This window comes from Caballeronia terrestris, assembly GCF_001544515.1.
Lineage (GTDB): Bacteria > Pseudomonadota > Gammaproteobacteria > Burkholderiales > Burkholderiaceae > Caballeronia > Caballeronia terrestris.
This window is the reverse complement of the sequence record NZ_FCOL02000010.1, coordinates 26387-53083: the sequence shown is the minus strand read 5'-3', so window position 1 is coordinate 53083 and position 26697 is coordinate 26387. Positions and strand designations below refer to the sequence as shown.

General features: G+C 57.8%; 20 protein-coding genes, 1 tRNA gene and 1 pseudogene. 9 read left to right on the top strand and 13 right to left on the bottom strand.

Features of this window, described 5'->3' with window-relative positions:
• Positions 1-334 precede the first annotated feature (334 nt).
• From AWB67_RS41800 to AWB67_RS11260, 3 genes are read right to left on the bottom strand one after another with little or no spacing between them, the layout of a single operon-like run.
• The gene (locus AWB67_RS41800; RefSeq protein ID WP_235025105.1) at positions 335-1000 is read right to left on the bottom strand and encodes a recombinase family protein; all 666 of its coding nucleotides are present in this window, start codon (positions 998-1000) and stop codon (positions 335-337) included.
• Between the two features lie 5 nt (positions 1001-1005).
• Complete coding sequence (locus AWB67_RS41410) at positions 1006-1695, bottom strand: recombinase family protein (protein ID WP_235025104.1); 690 nt, start codon at positions 1693-1695, stop codon at positions 1006-1008.
• Entirely contained in the window at positions 1682-1885 is a 204-nt protein-coding gene (locus tag AWB67_RS11260; protein ID WP_087656326.1) for a hypothetical protein, read from the bottom strand. The genes AWB67_RS41410 and AWB67_RS11260 overlap by 14 nt, the downstream gene beginning before the upstream one ends.
• A gap of 304 nt (positions 1886-2189) precedes the next feature.
• Between AWB67_RS11260 and AWB67_RS11255 the strand changes: the two are divergent.
• Positions 2190-2423, top strand: a pseudogene (locus tag AWB67_RS11255) (transposase domain-containing protein); the annotation flags it as partial.
• Positions 2424-2629: 206 nt separating this feature from the next.
• Here the strand turns inward: AWB67_RS11255 and AWB67_RS39510 are convergent.
• The 4 genes from AWB67_RS39510 to AWB67_RS11245 form a co-directional block, all read right to left on the bottom strand.
• The gene (locus AWB67_RS39510) at positions 2630-3448 is read right to left on the bottom strand and encodes a hypothetical protein (protein WP_125477580.1); all 819 of its coding nucleotides are present in this window, start codon (positions 3446-3448) and stop codon (positions 2630-2632) included.
• A gap of 9 nt (positions 3449-3457) precedes the next feature.
• Positions 3458-5272 (bottom strand): S8/S53 family peptidase, encoded by a 1815-nt coding sequence (locus tag AWB67_RS39505; protein ID WP_125477579.1) that lies wholly within the window; start codon positions 5270-5272, stop codon positions 3458-3460.
• 482 nt (positions 5273-5754) lie between these two features.
• Complete coding sequence (locus AWB67_RS11250) at positions 5755-6771, bottom strand: S1 family peptidase (RefSeq protein WP_159964824.1); 1017 nt, start codon at positions 6769-6771, stop codon at positions 5755-5757.
• A complete protein-coding gene (locus AWB67_RS11245; RefSeq protein ID WP_087656325.1) occupies positions 6768-8666 on the bottom strand; it encodes a trypsin-like serine protease in 1899 nt (632 codons plus the stop codon). The genes AWB67_RS11250 and AWB67_RS11245 overlap by 4 nt, the downstream gene beginning before the upstream one ends.
• Before the next feature lie 1779 nt (positions 8667-10445).
• On the opposite strand from AWB67_RS11245, the gene AWB67_RS11240 reads away from it, so the two are divergent.
• On the top strand, positions 10446-11942 hold the full coding sequence (locus AWB67_RS11240) for a hypothetical protein (RefSeq protein WP_087656324.1): 1497 nt from the start codon (positions 10446-10448) through the stop codon (positions 11940-11942).
• 1079 nt (positions 11943-13021) lie between these two features.
• Here the strand turns inward: AWB67_RS11240 and AWB67_RS11235 are convergent.
• From AWB67_RS11235 to acs, 6 genes are all read right to left on the bottom strand, one after another.
• Positions 13022-13540 carry a hypothetical protein gene (locus AWB67_RS11235; RefSeq protein ID WP_125477578.1) on the bottom strand — a complete coding sequence of 173 codons (519 nt, stop codon included), beginning with the start codon at positions 13538-13540 and terminating at the stop codon, positions 13022-13024.
• 229 nt (positions 13541-13769) lie between these two features.
• Positions 13770-14021: a hypothetical protein gene (locus tag AWB67_RS11230; protein ID WP_087656322.1), complete on the bottom strand. Its 252-nt coding sequence runs from the start codon at positions 14019-14021 to the stop codon at positions 13770-13772.
• Positions 14022-15622: 1601 nt separating this feature from the next.
• Positions 15623-15712 (bottom strand) — tRNA-Ser (locus tag AWB67_RS11225).
• Positions 15713-15762: 50 nt separating this feature from the next.
• The gene (locus tag AWB67_RS11220) at positions 15763-17802 is read right to left on the bottom strand and encodes a sodium:solute symporter family protein (RefSeq protein ID WP_087656321.1); all 2040 of its coding nucleotides are present in this window, start codon (positions 17800-17802) and stop codon (positions 15763-15765) included.
• Positions 17799-18128: a DUF4212 domain-containing protein gene (locus tag AWB67_RS11215; protein ID WP_087656320.1), complete on the bottom strand. Its 330-nt coding sequence runs from the start codon at positions 18126-18128 to the stop codon at positions 17799-17801. The genes AWB67_RS11220 and AWB67_RS11215 overlap by 4 nt, the downstream gene beginning before the upstream one ends.
• A gap of 107 nt (positions 18129-18235) precedes the next feature.
• Positions 18236-20218, bottom strand: coding sequence for an acetate--CoA ligase (gene acs / locus AWB67_RS11210; RefSeq protein ID WP_087656319.1), 1983 nt, complete (start codon positions 20216-20218; stop codon positions 18236-18238).
• A 347-nt stretch (positions 20219-20565) separates the two neighbouring features.
• Here acs and AWB67_RS11205 point away from each other — a divergent pair, with 347 nt between their 5' ends.
• From AWB67_RS11205 to AWB67_RS11175, 7 genes are all read left to right on the top strand, one after another.
• Positions 20566-21465 (top strand): DMT family transporter, encoded by a 900-nt coding sequence (locus tag AWB67_RS11205; RefSeq protein WP_087656318.1) that lies wholly within the window; start codon positions 20566-20568, stop codon positions 21463-21465.
• Between the two features lie 89 nt (positions 21466-21554).
• Positions 21555-22142: a TIGR00645 family protein gene (locus tag AWB67_RS11200; RefSeq protein ID WP_087656317.1), complete on the top strand. Its 588-nt coding sequence runs from the start codon at positions 21555-21557 to the stop codon at positions 22140-22142.
• 49 nt (positions 22143-22191) lie between these two features.
• Positions 22192-23715, top strand: a complete 1524-nt coding sequence (locus tag AWB67_RS11195) for a fumarate hydratase (RefSeq protein WP_087656316.1) — start codon at positions 22192-22194, stop codon at positions 23713-23715.
• Positions 23716-23900: 185 nt separating this feature from the next.
• Positions 23901-24377 (top strand): bacterioferritin, encoded by a 477-nt coding sequence (gene bfr / locus AWB67_RS11190; RefSeq protein ID WP_087656315.1) that lies wholly within the window; start codon positions 23901-23903, stop codon positions 24375-24377.
• Between the two features lie 13 nt (positions 24378-24390).
• Positions 24391-25272: a glutamate racemase gene (gene murI / locus AWB67_RS11185; RefSeq protein WP_087656314.1), complete on the top strand. Its 882-nt coding sequence runs from the start codon at positions 24391-24393 to the stop codon at positions 25270-25272.
• A 153-nt stretch (positions 25273-25425) separates the two neighbouring features.
• Positions 25426-25668, top strand: coding sequence for a (2Fe-2S)-binding protein (locus AWB67_RS11180; protein ID WP_087656313.1), 243 nt, complete (start codon positions 25426-25428; stop codon positions 25666-25668).
• 257 nt (positions 25669-25925) lie between these two features.
• Positions 25926-26669: an energy transducer TonB gene (locus tag AWB67_RS11175; RefSeq protein WP_087656312.1), complete on the top strand. Its 744-nt coding sequence runs from the start codon at positions 25926-25928 to the stop codon at positions 26667-26669.
• Positions 26670-26697: the final 28 nt, after the last annotated feature.

The following is a 26697-nucleotide window of genomic DNA, read 5'->3' as shown; positions in this document are numbered from 1 at the left end:
GTAGCAGCGTCGATCTGTCGCCCTGCCCCATCGCAGCACACGAACGAATGGGCCTTTGAAGCCACCGGCGTTCGCATCGATTCTCGACCCCCGGCATACCCGCTTTCGAAATTGAAACGGGTCCCATCGCACTGCGTGGTCGCGGATAGGGACAAAAAATTTAAAAAAATTTTTCGGTCAGAATCGAGATTGTTAAGGGCAAAACCCGCTTTTGAATAAGGTTGCACATCCCAGGCGAATTTGATTGAACGCATCTCGTTGGCCGATCTGCAGTCTGAACTGGTCGGGGACGAGGAAGCCCCTTGGCAGACGTGAATCGGGCCGTGAAATGAATTCACGGCAACCCGACAGGGAGAATGCGCGATCCCCCTTGTTTCAGACGGTTATCGGGGTCGCAGGCAGCGTAGCGCCGCTCGGCCAGCGTGGCTTCATACTGCGCTTGCTGCAGTTCGAGTTTCACGATCCGTCGCTGCTCGGTCAGGGTGTCCATGTGCATTTGCTCGGCCTGCCGGGCTGCCTCGATTGCCATTGGTTCCACGACAGGCAACAGCTCCTTCCCGATAGCTGCGTCGATGCGAGAGCCCCCGAAACTCATGCATTGCGGTGGCATGTCAAAGCGGGCACATCGGTAGACAGGTTGCGGTATGCGCCCAGTATAGGCCACGAACAGGCGGCGCCCACAGCGCGCGCAGGCAAACAGGCCGGCGAGCAATGCCCGGCCGCCACGGCCCGACTTTACGTCACCTGCCTTGCCGTAGGCATTGGCCGCGAGCTGCTTCTGGTTGCGCTCGAATTCAGCCCAGTCGATGTAGCCTTCGTGATGTTCCCTGAGCAGGACATCCCATTCATCAAACGGCTTCGGGTGCTTGTAGCTCTTGCGCGCGCGGCCATCCACGATCGCCATCTGCTTGCCACTCTTGCCATATACGTAAGCTCCGGCGTAGAACGGATTCTTGAGCACCGAGATCACGTTTCGATAGCGCACCGGTATCCAGTCCAAGTGGGTCAACGTCCTGCCATCAGAGGGGCGCGGGAAGTGGACCTGTTCAGCTCGCAGCGACAGTAGAACCTCCGTGCGCTGGCCAGTTCGCGGAAGCGTGCAAAGATCAGGCGTATGACTTCCTGCAATCTCAAATTCGGATCAAGACCCAGTCCAACTTCCCGATGCCAGATGTAGCCGAACGGCACGCTGATACGCAAATCGCCGCGGTAAGCCTTCGCGCGTTTGGCATCGAGCATGCGCGTACGAAGCACGTTGAGCTCGAATTCACTGATGCTGCCTTTCATTCCGAGTAGCAGCCGGTCGTTTGCCCGACAAGGATCGTACACACCGTCCAGGTCGATTACCCTGGCCTCGACAAGCCCGCAGAGTTCAAGCAGATGGTGCCAGTCGCGCCCGTTACGTGCAAGACGTGAGGCGCCCATACAAAGGACCGCTCCGACTTCGCCAGCACACAGTAAAGCCACGAGACGCTCGAAACCTGGCCGGGCAACTGCGCCGCTGGCAGAACGGCCCATATCATCGTCGATAACCTCGATGTCGCGAAATCCCCGCTGCTTTGCTTCATTCACGAGATCGTATTGACGACGCTGGCTTTCGAGGTTCGTCTGGACCTGAGTCTGGCTCGACTGCCGGACATAGACCACTGCTTTGCGTTTGAGAAGGAGCTCAGGTAAACGATCAACGTTCGTCATCGTTATGCTCCTTTGGCGTGGCGACGCCGGCGGCCTGCATCAGCAGGCTCGCCAGATGGATGATTGCCTTTGCGCGCTGTGCCGCGCTCATCCCCTGAAGCTCGACGGCGTCGAACGTCATGTTCATCTGGCGCGGTATCGACTGCAACGACTGCAGACCTGCTGGAACCACGTTTGGTAGCTTGCCCATTGCACTTCTCCCGGACGATGATGGAATCGTCCGGTGAGTTTCCTCGCAAACGCCGATCAACAAGCAGCTGGTGCAGATTGCGTAGCGCCGTCACGGTGACTCTAGGGTCACCAAGCTCCATGGATGAACACGCGGTAGCATCCAGCATCCACCCGGCAATCATCTTGACCGCACCGCCTCCGGCATCGATGTGGACTACCGGGCTTCCGCGGCGCTGCTCAACATCTCTAACCTTGACGGTGCCAATACAGCGGGTGCCAACGATAATGGACTTCAACTTCCTGCCTGATATGGGCACAATGAACGGGCAATGGTCACCGCGAGAAAATCGTGGCTGTTCAGAGATACGGTCGCCGGCGCGAAGGCGAGCGCAACGGTTTATAGCCTGATGCTCACGTGCCGCGCCTGCGGGGTCGAACCGCATGCCTGGTTACTCCACGCGTTGACCGAATTGCCTCAGCGCGCACCGGACGCCGACATCAGCGATCTGCTGCCGTTCAACTACGCGAAGCGGCTAGCCGAGGCGAACGCGGACTAATCCGCCGAGCACGCGTTGAACGTAAGTCGGCGCGCACACTCCAGGAACAGTTGCAGACCTCGCCGGTCAATACAGACCATCGCGATGCAGCTACGCTCGTCCCTCGGTTGCAAACGATTCTCCATTCGGTGTGCTAAGACTATCCTTTACCAAAGGAGCATATATGTTTAACTTCAAGACGGTCGAAGGCGTTCAGTCAATAATCGTCACCGAGGTGGTCCAGCTATTGCATCTGTCGGGAGTTCTTCCCAATCACTAACGCCACTTAAACCAGCGGACACTCCCGACGGTGACAGCTTACGGAAAACGCCCGCGACATAAAGTTCATCGCTACTCGATACCTCTAGCGTATTATCTCCAGTCAGCTTTGTTGCTACGTTGAGCGACGCAGACGCAACCTTTGCATCTAAGGCGGCCTTTGCTGTTAGTGCATCGCTTCCTTGATATGTAAGAACAGCGTGAAATCCCTTGATTTTCCAAGCCCGGCCTACGACAACTCGATTGTTGAGTTCGACCCCTTTCTTAATCGAGCCATCGGCGGGCAAAGCGCTAAAAGCACTATTGAATTTGTCCCAGTACGCGTCTTCTTCGACAATGCTTTCTACACTAACTTTTGCTGATTTTGCAGTACTGAGAGCGTTACTGATCTCCCCTGAAACTGGATATATCACCGGTTTCGCGGAAACTCCGACCGAAAAATCGATTCCACTTTTTGCTTCGCCGGAGCACGACAGGACGACATTGTTGAACACTATTCCGGCTTGAGATGTAATATCAGAGAATTGCGAAGTGGGATAATAGTCACCGGTGGTTACATCTTTTGACCATATGGAGCCAACACCGTTTTTATTCGCAGCACCGAAGTAAAGCGGTTTCGATTTTTGTAAATCACTTACGCCACAAGACGATAGGACGCGCTCCCAAGAATTATCGAGAGTCGGAGCTCGGTTGTTGCAGGAAGCGGCCATTATGCACGGTGATAGCGCCAGCAAAATAACAAGTTTTATGTCGTGCTTTTCTAACATTTTTCCCTCCTAGTGGGCCATCATGAGCTTTTTGATACTGATAGGAGCAGTATTAGGGTCATTGTTTATTTTCATGCGGCTGCTAGCGAGTCGATGTGTGATCGCGGCGGTCCATGTGGAGTTATTCGCCTCGTTAGATAGTTCCGCAATCGCCGAGAGCCATGCGATACGAGGGGTAGAAAAACTTGTTCCTCCACCAGGGCCGGGACATTTCGTTCCGACTTTTTCGTCGAGCCTACCTGGAAATGAAATAATCCCCTTGTCCGAATATTCCGACGACCAGAGACCGTTGAACGTCGCGCTGTTGCAGGTTGATCCACCCGATTGTTCATCGCTGTTCATTACCGCAACTACACGGGAGTTGCTTATCGCTTCGCTCGCAAACAAACGTTGTACCGATACAAAATCCGCGTTATCGTTTCCCGCTGCCGCAAAAACGATATAGTGCCCGGATAATGGAAGATCGGGCGGAGTTGTAAATCTGGTGAAATTCCACGACAGACTTAGCCAAAATTTCGCATCGATTTTTTTCATTCCTGGCACGACGTCCTGATCAACCTGGGAGTAGGTGTCGAGAATTTTAATTAAACCGCTTATAAGCGGTTCGTACACCCGAACGACATCGTCGTTCGGAGCCCAAGGTTGCTTTAAGGCAACAATATTTTGAAGCGATTCATCGGTAAACGCTTTTGCAGATCGAATCTCGGCTGGACTCGATGTGCGTGCAAAACGGTCACCACCCAAAGATTCAAGTATTTTATCTAAAAGGAGAATTTCTTTAAACAATTCTGTCGTCCGCGCTTGACCCGGCCTAAGCGGGAGATACAGAACCTCTAAATTATCTTTTAGATCTAACTTTCTTAATTCTTGTAGTGCTTTGTAGACCATGCAAGCGTGATCATGCGTCGGCGGGACATACGACGATTGCGAAATATTTGGAACGAACGCATCGATATCAGATGGTTTGATGTTTAATGCCTTCCTTGCACGATCGAAAATTTTTCGGAAGGCCAGTTGCGAATGAGTTTCCTCGTCAAAAGTCGGCCAGCCTGTATCTAAGATTATTAAATACCGCTCTTTGCCGGGCTTTATATTTGATATGGCATTTTTAACTTCTATCCGATCATTGTCGTTCAGCAAAGGACGAATATCTGAGTCGCAACTAGAGACTGAGTCAGCAAGTTGTATTCCATTCTCCATCCCGGCGGACGTTTTTAATCCGGATTGAGATGCGGTTTTGATCACAGCTGCTGCATCAGCAATGCTATAAATGTCCAACCGCTTGTAGTCAATGGGGGTGTTCGGACTTCTGTTTCCGAAGATTTTGTGTAAATACACGGGTCCCCGTGCCGTCTCAAGTCCATCTGGGTTTGCTAGCGTCGCGTCCCTTTGATCTGACAAGCTGGTATTACGGGAAATCGGAATGGCTGGGCTTGGAATCGCCGCTTCGGCGTTCGTAAGCACCGGCAAATCAGGAATCAGCAGATTTCCTACGGGAAATGATTTATCACTTGTTATGTTATTTGCGGCAAAAATCTTTCCCTCTATGTTTTTATAAGCTTCTTGAGAATCAGTTTTTCCAAATCCATAATTCTTTAAGATGAAATTAGAGGGTGAATCGCCTTTTTTGTTGTGCGCGATGACAAGGGGTGCTGTCTCGATTGTCGCTTCAAGCTTTGAAGCGTTAGCTAATGACCTGGTCTGTTCAACAATTACCACGGCGCTCAAGTCATCAAGAGACTCCGCGCAAGCGTCGACAGGAAATCCGACCACTATTAGGTAGGCTACTCCCAACGCGTAGTAATTGAAGTTTGCTTGTCCCATGTTTATTAGTTTTTAGATGACTAACACGGAAAATATTGCCTTTTTCATAACTTGAATCTAGCAAGTTTAGGATTTCAAAAAATTCACTCAAACTAGCTTAGGTCTATATGAAGCTTCAAGCAACCAAAAATTGCGTCATATCAATAATTTAAAACGATATGATCTTTTAGGTCGCACGCGGTCTGATCGGCCGTAGAAAATCTTAGCCGGCCGCTGTCGAATACCGCTTCCAGATCCTCTCTTGTCAGAACAACATGAACGCCGATTTTGCCGCGTCGTTCAAGTCCGCTTTGATCTCGCCCTTGGTCATCGCAGTCAAGATGACCGGCAAAACACGATGTGATTCTTCATCAAGACTCCACGAGGTGCGCCTTCTGCTCTACCCGGTTTTCGGGCAGCGCAGCGACGGAGATCCACTTTCGAGAAGCCTCTTCCGGTTCGTCGATGCGCTGACTCCATGTGAGAATCCTTCACGCAATGCCTCAAGCAGGACTCGCGATTCTGAAGGTCAGCTTGATCTTGGGATTTTCCTTGAAGTTGAAGATGGAGATCTGTCCCGGACCTTCGGTCAGCCGCTGGCGAAAAGTTTCGGACTCACCTATCTGCCGACCGTCACACGGTTGATTGTTCTGCGCCGAACAAATCCTCACGAAGACGCCCTGCGCGCCGTGATCGGCTCCTTCATACACGATCGATTGCATGAAGACATCAACTGCCCCGGCGTTGCCGAGATCGAGAGGAAAGCTCTTGGATTCTCCCGGGGCAAATTCAATCGGTCCATATTCGTTTTCTTTGACGATTATCTTCGGACTGCTCGCCGGGACACTGGCTACCGCGGTCTCGGGACTCACCGACGTCAGTCCGAATTCGTTCGCGAACCATTCCATCGACAACACGCCATAGCTCGAAGGCGAACCCGTCGCCGGATCGAATTGTGCACCGGCGACGATGCCGATGAGACTCCCATCGCTTTTGAGGATCACCGGGCCGCCGCTCATGCCGGAGGCCGATAGCGCGTCAGTCTTGACGATGCCGGTCTCGTCGGAGATCAAGCTCGAAAGGGTCCCCGAATTGGTTACGATCTCGCCCGTGCCGTTTGGGGGAAAACCAGAAACGGTGATTGCCGCGCCCTTCAGATTGGAGCCTTCGAGTCTTCGATACCTGAGATAGGAGAATTTCTCGTCGGGGGCGGGAACGAACCGCAACAAGACAGCATCTAGATTGACGGTTCGAGGGTCGCGGATCAAATTGCGCGTCGGCTGCTGCGCACCGGTGCCGATCACCCCTTTGCACACATAGCCGGCCGGCGCCACATGTTTGGCGGTTAGGACATGACCATACGGCGAGACGAGCACGCCGGCACCTTTTACAGTGCTCGCCTTGTCGGATTTGCACTCAATATAAACGACCGTCTGCTCGATTGATTGCGCTCTCGTGAGAGTCGAGCACGAGAGCGCACAGACCGCCGCGAAACCCCAGATCGACGATCCTTTAGTCATGGCGATTGCTCCATCCATAGTTCGAGGTTTCGCACCGATTCGGGCCTGAGTCGGGTTCCGGCATTGTGGGAAGCCCACGGCTCGCTGCCGTGCAATCCGTTCGTGTGCACGGCAACGAGTTTTTCGTCGACGAGCACAGGCGCTCCGCTCATGCAGCCGTAGGTATCGTTGTCGTAAAAAACCTTGTAGCGAAACGCTTCGCTTATCTTTCCCGTGCTCTGCCATTGCCTTCCAAGCGGCTTGTCGCATGGATAGCCGCGAATGGTGATCTGGGTATCGGCTGGATGATCCGACAGATAGGCAATGGCGGGCCTGCCGGTCTCTTTTCCGACGTCGCAGTCGAGCTTGATCGCTGCCAGATCGTAGTACCTGGGATCATCGACTTCTTTGCCGTCTACCCAGCCTTTCAGCGTAAACAGCGCCTTGGCATGGCATTCGCCATACGGCGTCGCGGCTCCGTTGCGTCCGGGATAGACGCTGATCTGCTCGTGCCATCCGTTCATGTCTCCTTCTTCCACGATACAGTGTCCCGCCGTGAGCACGACGTTGTTCGAAATGATCGTTCCGCTGCACGCGTATTGGTCCGGGCTGTCATGCTTCTTGTACATGATAAGAACCACGCGTCGATACGGTGCTAACTCAGGATGCACGACCAGACTACGTGTATCGGGCTCGATGATGGAGAAGGGAACGAAAGTCGTCGGCGCCTTGGGCTTCTGGAGCTTGGGAATTTCGTAGGGAGCGAAGACCGGCGTGATCGGCTGGGCCGACTCGGACGCTGAAACGGTCGCATTTTTGGTGGCTTCAGGCGGCTTCGCGCCTGCCGCTTCTTCGATGCTCGCAAGCGCAGCTGTGCCGCTATCGTTTGCGTTGAAGACTGAACTCTTGCCGGTGGCGAGGTTAAAGGCAATGCCGGTCAGCAGTTCTGGGTGTTTGCCATCCGCGGATTCCTCCAGCGGCGCGGGCCGCCATTCGATTCGATCCGTGAGGGCATATAACGTGTTCTCATCCAGCACGCCTGTCGTGGGCAAAGCTTTGCTGTTTTGGAACGCCTTGAGCGCGTCACCAATGGCATTAACGTTCGACGAACTCTCCAGCGCGGGCGAGAGATAGCCTAATTGTCTAAGGATACCGGCCGCTTCGCGAGGCGCCGTTTGAACACTTTCGCTCGGCGAGATCAGCGCGCCTTCCGCCGCTGCGCCCCCGAACATGCGATTCAAGTATCCATACCAGAGCTTCGATTGTTCCAGTCCCAACGCGCGATTACCGTTTATCGCGATTCTTACTTTTCTCAGGTCATTGGTATCTGCTATCGCGCTGATGTTGTTCGAAGTCCAATACGAGAGCGACGTGTTCAGTCCTTCGAAAGGTTGTCGGGCGATGTCTGGTCTCTTTTCGAGTTGAAGCTGAGTTTCCTTGCCGCGCATCCTGAAGTTGTAGCGCCCCGTCATTTGGAGATATCCCGACCCGCGATAATCCCAGCCGTCATTGGTGTCTCTACCCTTGTTCCCCAGGTGATCTCCATAGACGTAATTTGCAGTCTTCTTTTCATCGCCCGCGATCTGCGTGGCGATTTGCGGCGTCAAACGATCGCCGAACACGGCCACGAGCTGCGGCGCGGTGTACATCAGGTTTTCGTCGATCCGTCTCAAGCCGTTTGTTTCGGTGAAGACTTGCGTGAGAAACTGCAGCGCGCGTGTTCTGCTATTGATATCCGCCGCCTTTAGTAGATCGAGATGACCGACCAGCACCGCGACGAGTTGCGGGTCTGCACGCGAGGAGACCTTGGCGATCTTTTCCGCGGTTACGAACTTCTGCCAGTCCTGGTCCGCTGCGCGAAGCGTGGACGACAGAGCGGACAAGAGCACGACAACCGTCAGTTTCACGCTAAGCATGTGATCTCCGGGAAGAGTATCTAACCGATGATGCCCGCTGAATGCGCTTCGTAACTTGAATTGCCCTCTTGCTAAAACACCGCTTGCCGTTTCCTTACGTGGAAACTAAGGCGCACGCTTGATCTGCGGCGGGACAGGCGTCCCGACCGGTTTAGCTAGCTTAGGCGATAGATCGATGAAAGCAAGTCCGGCTAAGGAAAATGCCCGATAAGTGCCATTGCTTTTATCGGTGACGCGCACGCCTTTCTGGGCACTAGCATGTTCGAAGCTGCAGCGCGTCGGTCGCAGGCATGCTAAAGATTGCCTATGCGCGTTCGCGGTAGGCGTCGTATCGAACGGGGCGCATCGGTCGCGATTCGACGCGTACCGATGGAAAATCTTGAGGCGAGGTGTCATCGACAAGGAGAGGGAGACGGCAGCACTTGCCGAGACGTCCCGAATAGAAAGTTATCCGCAGTTGCGGTCGCACTCGTTTTCCTGATGCTAGCAACTGAACGTGACGCCAGTCGATGCCCTAACGACGGAGCGAGCGTCCTCTAGCCGGGTGGAACGGCCTATCGAACATCCGTCGACGCACGTTGTCAGATGGCGGCAAATGGGCAGTGTGCTGCCTTACGCAGTCGGCCGTACCCGACCCTGAGGCGCCGTTCGGACTCATGGCATCGCGAGGACTGCTGTCAAGGGTTAACGACCTCTATTCCCAGACGTCCAAACCCAATAGTCGATGCAGAAGGGTCGCGTCAACGATCGATTTTCAAGAGCGTGGTGTGCAAGGGGCCTCTGCTTCGTAACGGCGCGGGCTCTGTGTTGCCACTCGTCTGCATCAGAGGCGCCGGTAAAAGGTATTAGATTATGTTGATGTACGGGGCATTTCAGCTAACGTTCGCAAACTCAACGTCGTTCGCACTTCCAAACGATGACTGTCTCCGTGCTGCCCTCTCTTCAAAGTCGCACTCTAACTCGGTTACGGGGAACATCATGGACAGCAGTAGTGTCCTCGTCCCCCAATATGCGGCGTTTCTTGAAATCTGTCGCTTCGTACGATCGAGGCTCCGAATCTAGCGAAACAGATTGGCCGCTTGTCGTTCGGGTTTTTGATCTGCCAGCGGCACTGCGGTGGACGAATCCGAAAAGCGTAAGTCTAGATTGCACGTTCCGGGACTTGGCCAGTTTTGTTCTAATCCGTATCGATCGCTACGTTGCTGATCTGGCACTATGGGATTATTGGTCTTTGTAGCTACTCCATTGCGATGCCTGTACACATTACCATCCGCGCAGAAAAGTCTGAAGATTCAGCCGACAGGAGGAAAGCCGACAATAACTCTGTCAACCTACCACAAAAATTCCGATTACATGTAGGATACCAAAACGCAACCACAAAGGGGACAAGCATGGGCCAAAACGAATGAGATAAGGCGATTTCCTTCGGTCGATCGTCGGCGCACTTAAATGAAAATTGCCCTATGCTGTAGCAGTGTCCGGCATCACACTTCTGAAAAAAATTAAATAAAAATTCTAGAGGTATTCATGCAATCTTCGTCTCTTTGCCTCGCCTTGACACTGTCCGTGGTCTTATTCTGTGCCATCGCGACCGCGCTTCCATCTTGTCCGTCTTTAGTTGCTCAGCAAATGTTATCTGCTTGCAAAAACGCCGTGCTAAGCGCGCTGACGAAGTTGAACACTTTGAAGTAAAAAAATTAAAGCATCTTGTCGCGCCGCTTCATGACATGCAGTAGATAGTCATCGATTCGCCTTAAATTCAAGTTAAAGGAGGTTTTTATGAGAAAATTCTTCGCTTTCTTCGTTTGGGGCCTGGGGCAGACCTTTTCGTCAGTCGCGCCGGCCCACAGTACCTTGAGCGTCGGCAAACTGGTCAATCCCCCGATCGAATCAGGGGACCGCGGAACCACAAAACTCGATTTTTTGGCATCTCAAGCACGGCGAAACGGTGTGGACGCCGCAACAGTCGCGGCCGCGAGTTCAATATTCTATCGTCAATATGTTTGGCACAAATCGGATCTTCAGCTCTGCTTCTGGAATGGGACAGATGAGCAGCAGCGCGAGGTTATTTCAGTTGCTGACGTCTGGCACGCAGCAGCGCCAAACATGACTTTTAACTATATCGAGAATGGCAAGGTGCGGATGTGCGAGCTGAGCGATCTTAAAAATACCGATCATTTGTCAGACATTCGCATATCGCTAAGCGGAGATGACCCACGACCGATTTATAGCCAAGACGTCATCAGTATGAGAAATGGCGATTGGGCGTATCCGGGAAACGTGTATTCTCAAAATCGTGCGTTCCCGACGACGGTGAATCTAGCCGCTGCGATGGAACTACGAAAGGCCGGTCGCCTTCGTGATTACTATTTTGACGTCCGCCATGAATTTGGTCACGCCCTAGGGCTGTTCCACGAACATCAAAGCCAAATATGCAAGGGCTGGTTCAACATAAAAGCCATCGCGAAAGACACTAATTGGACTGAGGCATATGCTGAAACGCAGATCAACGCGCTCGGTAGCGCGCCAAACGTATTGGGCATTGTCGGAGGATATGATAATCAATCGATTATGCAATATAATTTTGAGCCAAGTTGGTACATGCCCGACCGACAGGGACAGCCAAATCCATGCCGCCGCCCGAACAGCGTCGACAATCTTTCAAATCTAGATAAGGCGGTGATCGATGCGCTATATGATCCTACACTGAATGAGACGCCAGAGAGAAAAGCGCTTATTGCTGGTTTCAAGCAAAAAGCGGCTGTACAGTTGGCCGCAGCCGAACAAGGTACCCCAAGCTCTAACCCACGATCGAGTCAAGCGAGCAGTGTAGAAGCCGCTTTAACGGCGGTTGCCTCGAACCCATCACATCTCTCGGATGTTTCGATTCAGGTCTATCCGCATAAGAAGGATAAAGATATCGTATTGAAGGCAATATCAAACCTTGGCTATCCACTGACGGACGCCGCAGGCAAACCAATTCTCAGCGTTTCGGCAAACACAACGGCCCTGCTCCGTGGCGATCCAACCAATGCGATTCTTTATACATCTGACGTCTCAGATCAAGACGCGCGCTACGTTGCGGTTTCGTTAATCAAGGCGGGGATCGAGCTGAAAAGCATAGAACCATACTATCCAAGCAAGCGGAACAAATTCGCAGTGAGGCATAATCTTTTGCAAATTGGAGCGGACGTTGAAAACCGCAAACGGAAGCCGCTGTCGATTGACGCGGTTCTTAGTAAGCCGCTGCCAATTTACGGAGACGAGATACAGTAATCAAGTTGGTCTTTTCAGAGGCGCCGTCTGATATGAGAGTTCCCTTTGACTGCGCCCACGATAGGCCAATGCAGAAGACTTGCGGCATCAGGCTGAGGGGGTCTTGTCGGAAGAACGGTTTGCCGACCGCTGCCTGAGTTTCCGGCCAGTCAGCCTGTGCCCGGTGCCTCGCGCTGTATCGCTGCGCAACGGATAGTCAAGTTTACCGCCGCCCCAGAGCCATGCGTGAACGACTAATTTGCAAGCGCTTGGTGCCTGCTGCTGCGCTATGGGGCTACCGCAATAAGCGCCGGACTTAGGATGGCGCTCGTGCTTTAGTCGACTTTTTCCACCATCGCGCAAGACATGCCGGCTGCCCCATGCCTCCTCCGCGGACTTGACGCCGATCTGCAATTGAATCACATCCTTCCCGCGTTTGCGTTTCGCTGGTTGAGGGACTCATCGGGAAACGGCCACTTGCGGACGGGAATGCAGCCCAATCAGCGGGCTCAGGACGGCATCAAGCGGTACTGGCTCTGAGCGCAATGCGAAGCCGTCTTGCGGCGCTCTGAGCGCTCTTTCGCCACCCGCATATTTCGCCCTTACCTCCCGATTCGGGCACGCGCTTGCACTTCGCCGAGTGGCTGATGCTTTTCTGCACGTCCCTGTCGTGGCGAGTGCTCCGTTTCTTCATCGAGGTGGGGCTCGTATTCAAGTACACGCCAGATGCAATCGCGCAGATAACGCGAGCAGAGCTTGTATGGCGGGAAGTCCCTTCTCGGCAAGCGCCCGCACCCCGGCGACACCAACAACACTTACTTCCCATTGATCGTGTGGACAAGTTGGTCGGAGAATTCTCGCCGAACATAAATCGCTATCTAATGCGCTCGATTGATCTCGACCTGCGTCAGGGTCGCGAGTGCTTACACATACGCGAAGCTTGGCCGTTTCATCGGCTAAACATTCGGTCCGGTATTCCCGTTATTACTTGGAAAAGTTCGGCGTTACTGGACTCTTCACAGCAAGCGCGCGATCAAAAAACATTTTCATCGTGCAGAATACAACGCGGAACAACGATCCGGCGCTTCGGTTGCACATGCTCAACGCCGGCTCAAAAGGGCGCCGTTTTGTGCATTTACCTGATGCGCGCGAGCTCGTCGCGCTTCGTCATCGGCAGTCAGTTCTGCCCGATATTTAGCGGTGGTATCGCTAACTGACAGGTTCAGACCGTGCACGCGAACGAGCTCCTGCGCCAAGCTTTCGGCGCTCCACCCTTCGTATTCAACAGTTTCAGCAGGCGCTTTTGATGCTATTTCGTTGAGAGCTGCGGTATCTGCGGCGGCTCTCGCGTCCCATTGGGCCGCCATGCTTGAGTTAGCGGCGGCGCTCATCGCTAGAACTGCCATCCGTGAGGTCGTTGCCGCCGGGATTAGATCGCGAAGCGTACCGATGGCCACCTGCAAATTGACACGGGCTTTTTCCGCCTCGATGCGCAGATCGAGCGCCTTTATTTGGTTTGATCGTTGGTATGCTTTGCGTCCTGTTACCGCACCGACGACGCCCGTCACCATTCCGACGACCCCCGTCACCATCCCGACTATACCTGTCCAATCCGCCATTCGCGCCCCCATGTTGATACAGCGTCGAGTGTAAATCGAAAATGGCGGACCGCTATCAATCGGTGCCGCGAGAAGCGACAGTGCAACGCCGCGACCAGCTTGCGTGCTATTCGCGCACCAGGCTTAAGCAATTGATTCTCAAGTACGCCCGTCGCGGCACACGAGTCTCGATCGGCGAGCGACAAGCCGCAAGGCACTGCGGTGAAACGCTGAATTTCGTCCTGGCGAATCACTCGACGTGCGGAACGTCGATGAATTGCACGTCGTCGTAATCAATCCGCAGGTCCCGCTCGAAGGAAAGCGGCGCGTTCGCGTCGTAGTTCAGCACCTGCAGCACCTTCGCCTTCAGTCGCTTGCAGCACTCGGCCCATTCGGGCGACCCATGCTCGAAGTCCGCGCGAATCGGCTTGCCATAGCGTTTCCAGATTCGTTCGATGACGTTGATGTAGAACAGTAATTGCGCTTGAGTTTTTGTGTCCATGCCCGCCGTTATCGGCGTCAGGCGCGGAAACTTTAGGCCCAGGGTGTCTTACGCCGCAGGGCTCGGCCAGCGCGCCAACCACGACCCCAGCATGCTGTACGTATACACAGGGGCCAGCTATGTCGATGTTTCAGAACGTAGACCGCACGAAGTGTTGCATCCGCTGCGAGCATTGGTGGTTTGAGAACGGGCACGTAACGCTATGCGCACGGGGCCCCGGCCTGCAAGCCATTGCACCACCAGAATTCGGATGCGCGTTCTTCACCCGAGCGAACGGACTAGACGAAGTAGCCGCACCCGGCATGTTCAAGCTGTTCAGGCGGCCGATGTTGCCGCCAGTGCGATGACGGTTGTCGTTTGGTACACCGCCCTGCTATCGGCGTTTTGCGGCCGCCTAGCGCCGTGCTCGCGGGCCGCAGCGCGGCTGTCGAGTTACTCACGCACCAGACTGAGCAGCTGGCTTTCGAGTGCGCCCGTAGCAGCACAGGTAGTCTGTGAATTCGGGAATACCGCCGAGCCGCCCGAAGTGAACGAAATAGAATCGCTCGATCGGCCAGGTATCGTCGCGCCCGTCATAAGAAATTCGAAGTCTTTGCGCACGACGTATTGAGTACTGGCCGTGATGCGGGTGTGCGACGCGTCGACATTCTCGAAGATAAGACTCCTGGGGATCGCGATACCCGATACGGACGAACGTCCTCGCTCTGCGGGGCAGAACGAGGGGTCAAGCCTGATAGTCCGCGCAGCATGGATTGGAGCCGGTGGCGCCGTCCTAGCAGCGGGCGTTGGCTTGCTCGCACATTTTTGGGATTCAATTACATACAGCGTCAGCCACAACACTGCGCCATCCGCAGTCGGACCGGGTGCTGTTGCTCAAGGATCGATGTAAAGCACAGCCGGATGTTTTCAGGCGGACGCGCCGCGATTGGGATAAGATCACTTCCGACTCTTGACTGCTCGACGGAGTATTCGCTGCTTGAGACGAATGGCCTTGCGCCATCTGAAGACGACGCATCAAAAATCAGAATTTGCGCACGATCGATACGCGGAGACGAATGGTTGATCGCGGGAGCCACCATATACTGGTACTTGGGGCCGGCTTTCGGAGCGAATACCGCGGCCACTGAGTGGGTTAACTGCAGACCATTGCTCTTTCGGAACTTGCTGTCTAGTGCGCCGACAGTGTTGTTCGAGCCAGAGATATAAGTGCTGCATTCGAGTCAGACCAACCAGGTAAATTTGTCACGGTGACGGTGGCCATGCGTCGAAAAGACGACCCTGAAAAGGCCGATGTGTTCAGATATATTTCTGTGAGCGGTATCAAGCCTTCTACTCAACAAAGTATGCGGATTGCTATCGGACCGCAGCCATCGAAGATATACCCATCGACGACTATTTCGCTAGTCACTAAGGCAGCGGCCGCCTAGCGTCGACGCGATGCGCAGGTCGGGGGAACGCCACGCGTTCTCAGTGCGCCGACGCCAAAATCGGCAATCGACTCACCTTGCTTTTCGTGCGCCGTGGCGCACTTTTTCCTATGGCGGGTTCTTTGGGGGGTAGAAAGTAAAAACGGGCCAAAAGGCCCGTATTCATTGACTATCTGGCGGAGAGACGGGGATTCGAACCCCGGATAGGTTTTACCCTATACACGCTTTCCAGGCGTGCGACTTAAACCGCTCATCCATCTCTCCGGCAAGACGCGGATTATAGCAAAAACTCCCTCTCCCCTGCCACCCCCTCGCTACGGGTGCCGGATATAGTCCACGAGCGCTCGGGTATAGGCGTCGGGCTTGCGGTCGAAGAGGCTCACCGCGATCGTCGCGACGAATCCCGCCGGCACGCCGAACACGCCCGAGCTGATCGGCTCGATGCCGAACCACCGCAGCCCGACGAACCCCGTCATCTGCGTAAAGAACGGATAAGTCGACACGATGTAATAGACGCACACGACCAGCCCCGCCACCATTCCCGCCACCGCGCCGTGCTTGGTCGTGCGCTTCCAGAACACGCCCAGCACGAGCACTGGAAACAGGCTCGACGCCGCCAGCGAAAACGCCGCTCCCACCAGAAACAGAATATTCCCCGTATTTAGCGACGCCACATAAGACGCGAACAGCGCCACGCCAAGCAGCAGGATCTTCGAGATCGTCACACGCCGCTGGCTCGTCGCGGTCTTGTCGACCATGCAGTAGTAGACATCGTGCGAAAGCGCGTTGGCGATGGTCAGCAGCAGACCATCGGCGGTGGAGAGCGCCGCCGCCAGCGCGCCCGCCGCGATCAGCCCCGAGATCACGTACGGCAGGCCGGCGATCTCCGGCGCCGCCAGCACCACCATGTCCGGTTGCATCTGGATGCCCGCCCAGCGCACGATGCCGTCGCCGTTCACGTCGCTGATGCGGATCAGGTACGGCTCTACCTTGCGCCACTGCATCACCCATTGCGGCAGATCGGCGAATCGATGGCCGACGAGCCCCGTCAACATCTCGTGCTTGATCAGCACCGCGAGCACCGGCACCGTCAGATAGAACAGCGCGACGAAAAACAGCGTCCAGCCGACCGAACGCCGCGCCGATGCGACGGACGTCGTCGTGTTGTAGCGCGTGAGGATGTGCGGCAGGCTCGCCGTCCCGAGCGACAGGCACAGCAGCAGCGACAGAAAATTGCGCTGATGCACGCGCCGGCTCTCTTCATCGGCGGCGGGGATCGAGGATGGCGTCGACGGGAACGCCTCGGTCATCGGCACGGGCGCGGCGACGCGTTCGGTGAGTGCATCGCGGGCGCGCGTCCATTTCGCGAGCGCATCGGCGGGATCTTTCGGGAACGCGGCCAGCTCGCGCTCGTGCGCGGTGATCTCGCGCAACGGCCCGTTATGTCGTCGCAGTTCCGCGATCTCGTGGACGAGCCGCGCGTACTCGCTGTAGTACGACTGCGGCAACGTATCGATTTGCTCCTGGACCTCCGCGGCCTGGCGCCGGTAGTCGTTGCGCACGCGCGCTTCGTCGGGCGACGCGGCGACTTGCCGCTCGAGCGCCTCGACGCGCTCCATCACGCGTCCGTAGTTCAGTTGCGGCAGCCAGCCGAGCCCTTCGCGATGCGCGATCATCGAGACCGGAATCAGCATCGCGCTGATCAGGATGATGTACTGCGCGACCTGCGTCCACGTGACGGCGCGCATGCCGCCGAGAAACGAGCACACGAGAATGCCCGCGAGCCCGCAGAAGATGCCGATCGCGAAATCGATACCGATGAAGCGCGACGCGATCAGCCCGATGCCCTGAATCTGCGCGACGAGGTACACGAACGAGCAGAGGATCGCGGCGAGCGCGGCGAGTCCGCGCACGGTGTTGCTCGAAAAACGCGTGCCGAGGAAGTCGGGGATCGTATAGCGCGCGAGCTTGCGCACGTACGGCGCGAGCAGGAACGCGACGAGGCAGTAGCCGCTCGTCCAGCCCATCACGTAGGCGAGGCCGTCGTAGCCGGTCGCGTAGATCGAGCCAGCCAGGCCTATGAAAGAAGCCGCCGAGAGCCAGTCGGCGGCGGTCGCCATGCCGTTGAACGCCGACGGCACGCGCCGCCCGGCGACGTAATACTCGACGAGATCAGACGTACGCGACAGAAGTCCGATCACCGCGTAGACCGCGATCGGCACGAACAGGAACACATAGCCGATCCACATACCCGGCCCCGTCACGCGTTCGATGCGCTCCATCACGTAGATGAAGAGAAAGAAGCCGAGCGTGTAGAGCGCGTACGAAAGGATCAGGCGATGGGTGAGTTTCATCGGTCGCCGGCTTCGCTCATCCTGGACTCGCGCGCGAGCCGCGCGTCGGCGAGCTGCATCAGCACGATGTAGACGCCGATCAGCGCGACGTACACGAGGATCGCGCCCTGTGCGCCGATGTAGAACGGCAGCGGAAAGCCCGCGACGCGCACGTGCTCCAAACGCGCCGCCAGGAGCGGCACGCCGAACGACACCGCGAAGCCGATCGTCATCAGCACGGCGATCAGCGCGACGTTGAAGCGCCAGTAAGCGCGATGCGCGCGCGCCATCGACGCCGATACGGGCGGCGGCTCGGGCAGGCTCGGTGGCGTGGTCTCGACGGGCATGCGACTGTTTACCAAAAGCGCGATGCGCCGGCAATCAGGATCGACAGCGGAAACTAGAAACGGCTGCCCGAGGGCAGCCGTCGATTGAAGCCGATGAGCCGATCCGCCTAGCGCGCTTCGCCGAGCTGATCGAGGATGGCGGGATTTTCCAGCGTGGAAACGTCCTGCGTGATCTCCTCGCCCTTCGCGAGCGAGCGCAACAGACGCCGCATGATCTTGCCGGAGCGCGTCTTCGGCAGGTTCTCGCCGAAGCGGATGTCCTTCGGCTTCGCGATCGGCCCGATTTCCTTCGCGACCCACGCGCGCAATTCGTTCGCGATTTTCGTGCTGGCATCGCCTTCCGGGCGCGCCTGCTTCAGCACGACGAACGCGACGACGGCTTCGCCGGTCGTTTCATCCGGCCGCCCCACGACGGCAGCTTCCGCGACCAGCGGATTCGACACCAGCGCCGATTCGATCTCCATCGTCCCGAGCCGGTGTCCGGAGACGTTCAGCACGTCGTCGATGCGGCCCATGATCGTGAAGTAACCGGTGTCCTTGTCGCGCACGGCGCCGTCGCCGGCGAGATAAAGCTTGCCGCCGAGCTCCTCGGGAAAATAGCTCGACTTGTAGCGGTCCGGATCGCCCCAGACGTTGCGCAGCATCGACGGCCACGGACGCTTCACGACCAGAATCCCGCCCTGCCCGTTCGGCACGTCCTGTCCGGTTTCATCGACGATCGCGGCCATGATGCCAGGCAGCGGCAGCGTGCACGAACCCGGCACGAGCGGCGTCGCGCCCGGCAGCGGCGTGATCATGTGGCCGCCGGTTTCGGTCTGCCACCACGTATCGACGATCGGACACTTCGCGCCGCCGACATTCTCGTAGTACCACATCCACGCTTCCGGATTGATCGGCTCGCCGACCGTGCCGAGGATGCGCAGCGTCGAGAGATCGAAGCTCTTCGGATGCACCTTCGCGTCCGCTTCCGATACCTTGATGAGCGAACGGATCGCCGTCGGCGCCGTGTAGAAGATCGTGACCTTGTGCCTTCCGATCATCTCCCAGAAGCGGCCCGCGTGCGGATACGTCGGCACGCCTTCGAACATGACCTGCGTCGCGCCGATCGCGGTCGGCCCGTAGGTGATGTAGCTGTGTCCCGTGATCCAGCCGATGTCGGCCGTGCACCAGAAGACGTCGTCGGGCTTCATGTCGAAGGTCCACTTCATCGTCTGCGCGGCCCACAGCAGAATGCCGCCCGTGCTGTGTTGCACGCCCTTGGGCTTGCCCGTCGACCCGGACGTGTACAGGATGAAAAGCGGATGTTCGGCGCTGACCCATTCCGGCTCGCATTGGTCCGACTCGTTCTCGACGAGTTCATGCAGCCACAGGTCGCGGCCTTCGTTCCACGCAACCTTGCCACCCGTCCGGCGATAGACGATCACGCTCTTGACCGCGTCGCAGCCGCCGGCCGCGATCGCTTCGTCGGCGATGCTCTTGAGCGGCAGCGCCTTGCCGCCGCGCATCTGTTCGTCGGCGGTAATGAGCGCGACCGCGCCGACATCGACCAGCCGCTCGTTCAACGACTTCGACGAGAACCCGCCGAACACGACCGAATGTGTGACGCCGATACGCGCGCACGCCTGCATCGCGACCACGCCTTCCACCGACATCGGCAGATAGATCACGACGCGGTCGCCCTTCTTCACGCCCTGCTTCTTGAGCGCATTGGCGAGGCGGCTCACGCGCTGAAGCAGGTCCTGGTACGTGACGTTGGTGACGGCACCGTCGTCGGCTTCGAAGATGATCGCGGTCTTGCCACCGTGGCCCGCTTCGACGTGGCGGTCGATGCAGTTATACGACGCGTTGAGCTCGCCGTCCTCGAACCACTTGTAGAACGGCGCATTCGATTCGTCGAGCACCTTCGTGAACGGCTTGTGCCATGAGAGCGTTTCGCGCGCGATGCGCGCCCAGAAGCCTTCGTAATCGCTTTCGGCTTCGGCGGCCAAGGCCTTATAGGCGTCCATGCCGGAGATCGCGGCATTGGCCGAAGCCTTGTCCGAAGGCGGGAAAACGCGGCGTTCCTGGAGTACGGATTCAATCGCAGACATCGACAGCCCCTTTGATGGTGAATCTAAAACCGTCGGCACGCGTGGGTGCGAGCCGTGTGTTTCGTGTGACGCGAAACGCGCGTGCGCGCCTCGCTCTTGACCTTGTCTCCTGCTTCGACGCGAGTCCGTCGCCGCGTTGCAGCACGCCCGTTCGTCGAATGTGTATTGCTCGTTTATCTGCACGATAAGCCTGCTCGCTTACCCGCTTCTTACGCAACGCCGTTAATCGGCACGGGGTTAACGAGTAGTCAGCTCATTTGAGACGGCTTTCAAATCATGCTGCCGCAGCTCAAGCGACTTACAATTGCGTCCCTAATCGTAACTGAACTCGCCGTCCGGATTCCAGCTTGAATCGCTACGCCTTTTATCTTATTGCAGCCATGCTGCTCGTCGGAAGCAATGTCGGTGTCGGCAAATCGATCGTCGCATTCATTCCCGTCTCGCTCTTCGCGCTCTTGCGCTTCGTGATCGCCATCGGCGTGCTGTGGCCGCTTCTGCGCCCGTCGAAGATGAAGCGCGTGCAGCGCGGCGAATGGATCAACCTCTTTCTGCAGGCGCTCTTCGGCACGTTCCTTTTCACGCTGCTCATGCTCAACGGCGTACAGCGCACGAGCGCGGTCGCGGCAGGCGTCATCACGAGCACGATTCCGGCAGTGGTCGCGCTGTTCTCGTGGTTCTTCCTGAAGGAACGGCCCAACGGGCGCGCGCTCGTGTCGATCGCGCTCGCGATCGTCGGCGTCGTCGTGATCAACGTCGCGCAGAACGCGCATGGCGTGGGTGGTGGGTCGGAGAGCTCGTTCGCCGGCAACCTGATGGTGCTCGGCGCGGTCTGCTGCGAATCGTTCTACGTGATCCTGTCGCGGCGCCTCACGCAGACGCTGCCCGCCATCGATATCTGCGCCTACACGCATTTCTTCGGCCTCTTGCTGATGCTGCCGCTGGGCCTCCCGGCGCTCGTGGCGTTCGACTACGCGAGCGTCGGCGCGGGGACGTGGGCACTCGTGCTCTGGTACGGGCTGTCGGCGAGCATTTTCTCTTTCTGGCTATGGATGAAGGGCATCCGCCATGTGGACGGCAGTCTCGCCGGCGTGTTCTCGGCCGTGCTGCCGATCGCCGCCGCCATCTACGGGATCGCGTTCCTCGGCGAGCGGCCGACCGTCGCCCACGGCATCGCGCTCGCCTGCGTGATCGCGGGCATCGCGCTCGCGAGCATCGGGACGCGCCGCGTGCCGCCGATGGCGTCGTGAGGCTTCAGGCGACGGTAAGGCCCGGGAATTTTACGAGATACAATATCGGGCTTTCCCCTAACCCGAGCCGCGCTCCATCGACGACGCCCATGTCCGCCCCCCAGCACGCCCCCGGATCGCCCCAATCCCCCCGCCCGATGAGCCCGCTTCCGAAGGTCATCTTCATGAGCCGCTGGCTTCAGGTCCCGCTCTATCTGGGCCTGATCGTCGCGCAAGCGGTGTATGTCGTGCTGTTCCTGAAGGAAGTGTGGCATCTCGTCACGCACGCTTTCACGCTCGACGAAACCAACATCATGCTCGTCGTGCTCGGCCTGATCGACGTGGTCATGATCTCGAACCTGCTGATCATGGTGATCGTCGGCGGCTATGAGACGTTCGTCTCGCGGCTAGGCGTTGAAGGCCACCCGGACGAGCCCGAATGGCTCGATCACGTGAACGCGGGTGTGCTGAAAGTGAAGCTCTCGATGGCGCTCATCAGCATCTCGTCGATCCATCTGCTGAAAACGTTCATCGACCCCGACAAGCACACGCAGAACGCCGTCATGTGGCAGGTCATCATCCACGTCGCGTTCCTGCTGTCCGCGCTGATCATGGCGTGGGTCGACCGCCTGACCACGCACACGCATCCGCAGCATTTTCATAACGAGTCGATTGCGCCGAAGCGAGCACTCGACTGAGCGTCGCCAGAACGCCGATCAAAAAATCCCGTCCCCAAGAGCCCAAGCCATGACCGTCATCAAACAGGAAGACCTGATCCAGAGCATCGCGGATTCGCTCCAGCACATCAGCTACTACCATCCGCTCGACTACATCCAGGCGCTCGGCCGCGCGTACGAGCTCGAAGAGAGCCCGGCCGCGAAGGACGCCATTGCGCAGATCCTGACCAACAGCCGCATGTGCGCGGAAGGCAAGCGGCCGATTTGCCAGGACACCGGCATCGTGACCGTGTTCGTGAAAGTCGGCATGGACGTGCGTTGGGACGGCGCGACGATGGGCGTCACCGAGATGATCAACGAAGGCGTGCGCCGCGGTTATCTGAACCCCGACAACGTATTGCGCGCGTCGATCGTGAGCCCGCCCGAGGGCGGCCGAAAGAACACGAAGGACAACACGCCGGCCGTGATCCACTACGAGATCGTGCCGGGCGACAAGGTCGACGTGCAGGTCGCGGCGAAGGGCGGCGGCTCGGAGAACAAGTCGAAGTTCGCGATGCTGAACCCGTCGGATTCGATCGTCGACTGGGTGATCAAGACCGTGCCGACGATGGGCGCCGGCTGGTGCCCGCCGGGTATGCTCGGCATCGGCATCGGCGGGACGGCTGAGAAGGCGATGGTCATGGCGAAGGAATCGCTGATGGACCCGATCGACATTCAGGACATCATCGCGCGCGGCCCGCAGGACTGGATCGAAGAATTGCGCGTGGAGTTGCACGAGAAGGTCAACGCGCTCGGCATCGGCGCGCAGGGCCTCGGCGGCCTCGCGACCGTGCTCGACGTGAAGATCATGGCCGCGCCGACGCACGCGGCGAGCAAGCCGGTCGCGATCATCCCGAACTGCGCGGCCACGCGCCACGCGCACTTCACGCTCGACGGCACGGGCGTCGCGAAGCTGGAAGCGCCGTCGCTCGATGACTGGCCGAAGGTCAACTGGGAGCCGAACACGGAGACGAGCCAGCGCGTCGACCTGAACACGCTCACGCCGGAGCAGGTCGCAGCGTGGAAGCCGGGCCAGACGCTCTTGCTCTCCGGCAAGATGCTGACGGGCCGCGACGCCGCGCACAAACGCATCGCCGACATGCTGGCCAAGGGCGAAAAGCTGCCGGTCGATTTCAAAAATCGTGTGATCTATTACGTCGGCCCGGTCGATCCGGTGCGCGACGAAGTGGTCGGCCCGGCAGGCCCGACCACCGCGACGCGCATGGACAAGTTCACCGACCTCATGCTCTCGCAAACCGGCCTGATCTCGATGATTGGTAAAGCGGAGCGCGGGCCGGTGGCGATCGAAGCGATCAAGAAGCACAACGCGGCGTACCTGATGGCGGTCGGCGGGGCGGCTTATCTCGTGTCGAAGGCGATTCGCGGCGCGCAGGTCGTCGCGTTCGAGGACCTCGGCATGGAAGCGATCTACGAATTCGACGTGCAGGACATGCCGGTGACGGTCGCCGTCGATTCGACCGGCACCTCGGTCCATAAGACGGGCCCGGCGGAATGGCAGGCAAAAATCGGGAAGATTCCGGTCGCAACGGCCTGAAATTCGGGATTCGCGGACAAAAAGCCGGGATTTTCCGCCCGGCTTTTTATTTTGACGACCGCTTCTCAATAAAGAGATTCATTCTCATTAATATCTAAAAGAAAAGATTATCTTCTACACTTGGCATTTTTAGCCTTAGGGTTTATTCTTTACAAAGACCCCACGACGAATACGGAAGAACAATCATGAAAGGCGACGCTAAAGTCATCGAGTATCTGAACTCGCAACTCAAGAATGAACTGACTGCGATTAATCAGTACTTTCTGCATGCGCGGATGTACAAGCATTGGGGCCTGGAGCGCTTGGGCAAGCACGAGTACGACGAATCCATCGGCGAGATGAAACACGCCGACTGGCTGATTCAGCGGGTATTCATGCTCGACGGTCTACCCAACCTTCAGGATCTGCACAAGCTGCTGATCGGTGAAGAGACGAAAGAAATTCTCGAATGCGATTTGAAACTCGAGCAGATTTCGCAAAGCACTTGCAAAGAAGCTATTGCCTATTGCGAGACGGTACGCGATTTCGTTTCGCGTGAGATTTTCCAGCGCATTCTCGACGACACCGAAGAACATATCGACTGGCTTGAAACGCAGCTCGATCTGATCAATAAGGTTGGCATCCAGAATTATCAGCAAACGATGATGGGCGAAGGCGAATAAGACCTATCGTTCGATGCTGTTCGAAGTCGCTTCTTCTTCATTGCCTGCCGCACGCGCCGTCTCCGGGACGAGCGCGCCGGTGGGTATTTTCGATTCCGGCCTGGGCGGGCTGTCGGTGCTGCGCGCCGTTCGCGCCGCGCTGCCGCACGAGCCGCTCGCCTACGTCGCCGATTCGCTCTACGCGCCCTACGGCGAGCGCGACGACGACTTTATCGTCGACCGCACGACGGCGATCGGCGAATGGCTCGTCGCGCGCGGGGCGAAGGCGCTGGTCGTCGCGTGCAATACGGCTACCGCGCAGTCGATCGCGCATGTGCGTGAGCGGCTCGCGATTCCGCTCATCGGCGTGGAGCCGGGCGTGAAGCCGGCGGCGTTGTTGTCGAAGACGCGGGTCGTCGGCGTGCTGGCGACGGCGGTCACGCTGCGCAGCCTGCGCTTCCAGACGCTTCTCGACCGCTACGCGAGCGATTGCCGTTTCATCTGCCAACCGGGCCACGGTCTCGTTCAGGCGGTGGAGCGCTGCGATACGTCATCGCCGGAACTGATGGCGCTTTTGGCCGGCTATCTCCAGCCGATGCTCGATGCCGGCGCCGACACGCTCGTGCTCGGCTGCACCCACTACCCTTTCCTCGACGAAGCGATCCGCTCGATCGCGGGCGATCGGCTGCAGATCGTCGATACGAGCGTCGCAATCGCGCGGCAACTCGAGCGGCAACTCGACACGCACGGCCTGCGCGCCGCCGACACCGACGCCCTGCTCGTGCCCCGTTTCTTCTCCACCGCCGACGGCGAGTCGCAGCGTCAGCTCGCGGCGTCGCTGCTCGGAATCGATGCAAGCGTCGGCCATGTGGTTATTCCGTCGCGCCGGACGCGTCCGCTGTCCGATATCGCCTGACGCAGGGCCGCGCCGGGCAAGGCCCTGAGCGAAAACCCTGCCTACCTCCTTGTTTTGTTACAAAAAAGTTCGGAAGGCCACACAAACGCGCTTGCAAAACGTCTAGAACATAATGATAATGGTTCGCATTAACGTAAGCTATCGCGACCGATCATGATCGTCTGTGTCTGCAAGTCAGTTTCCGACCGCAAGATCCGTACGGCTATCGCCGACGGTGTCGATTCATTCGACGAATTGCAATTCGAACTCGGCGTCGCGCTGTGCTGCGGCAAGTGCGAAGAGAGCGTGCGCGACGTCATGCTGGAAAGCGGCGTGTGCGCTACGCGCTGCGGCGTCGGACATCATGATCATCAACACGCCGTGCCGCTCACGTTCTACGAACGCAAGGCTGCCTGACGCTTCATTCGCGCGCCGTGCGGGACGGCCGCCGCGCCGCCCGCTTCGTTTAGTGCATGTCCGCTCACCCGCACCGCCAGCAAGCCAGGTCATATCAGCCAGCCGCGCCACCCCGAATCGGGAGGAAAGATGGAATTGCTGATCGGCTTCGTGACCACCCTGTTTATCTCTCTGCTCATTTTCCGAACATGACGTTGTTTAGCCTGATTTGCTGGATGGGCCGCGCGCATTCATTCATCGCTGGCCCGAACTGACCGATGCAGTCTCCGACAATGACTTCTGCCGGCTTCAGGCCGGAAACGACTACCGGTATCGATCGACGCGTGATAATCGCAACGGCGGCCGTCGTCGCAATTCATTTGGCGCTGCTCGCAGTGCTTGTGACGATGCGCAACGAGCCTCTGCCGCGTGTCGTCGAATCGCGTCCGATCACCGCGGAATTGCTGAGCGCCGAGCCCGCTCCGGTGGCGGCTCCCGTCGCCGTCGAATCCACGCCGACGCCTCCGCCGGCCAAACCCGTCCCGCCGAAGCCGACGCTTAAGCCCAAGGTTCAGCCGCGCGTTCAGCCGAAACCGGTTCCAATGCCGCAGAGCGACGCGCCGTCGGCGATCGCAGCAGCCGCGCCCGATCCGACTCCCGCGCCGCCCGCCCCGCCTGCACCGGCGGAACCGCCCGCAGCGGCCGCGCCCGCGGTCGGCCGCCCGACGATGGCGATTTCCGCGCCGAAGGACATCTCGCACCTGTCGTGCAACATCGTCCAGCCGGACTACCCGGCGATGTCGAAGCGTCGCGGCGAGACGGGCACCGCGGTTGTCGGCTTCGTCCTCGGGACCAGCGGGAAACTCGAAAACGTCGCGTTGAAGAAGAGCAGCGGGTCGGCGCGTCTCGACGAAGCCGCGCTCGATGCAGTACGTTCGAGCGCCTGCAAACCCTATAAGGAAAACGGCGAGGCGATTCGCGCCGTCACGTCGGTGCCTTTCGTCTTCAGCCTGACCGACTGATCCCATTTTTTAGATACAAGAACAGGAA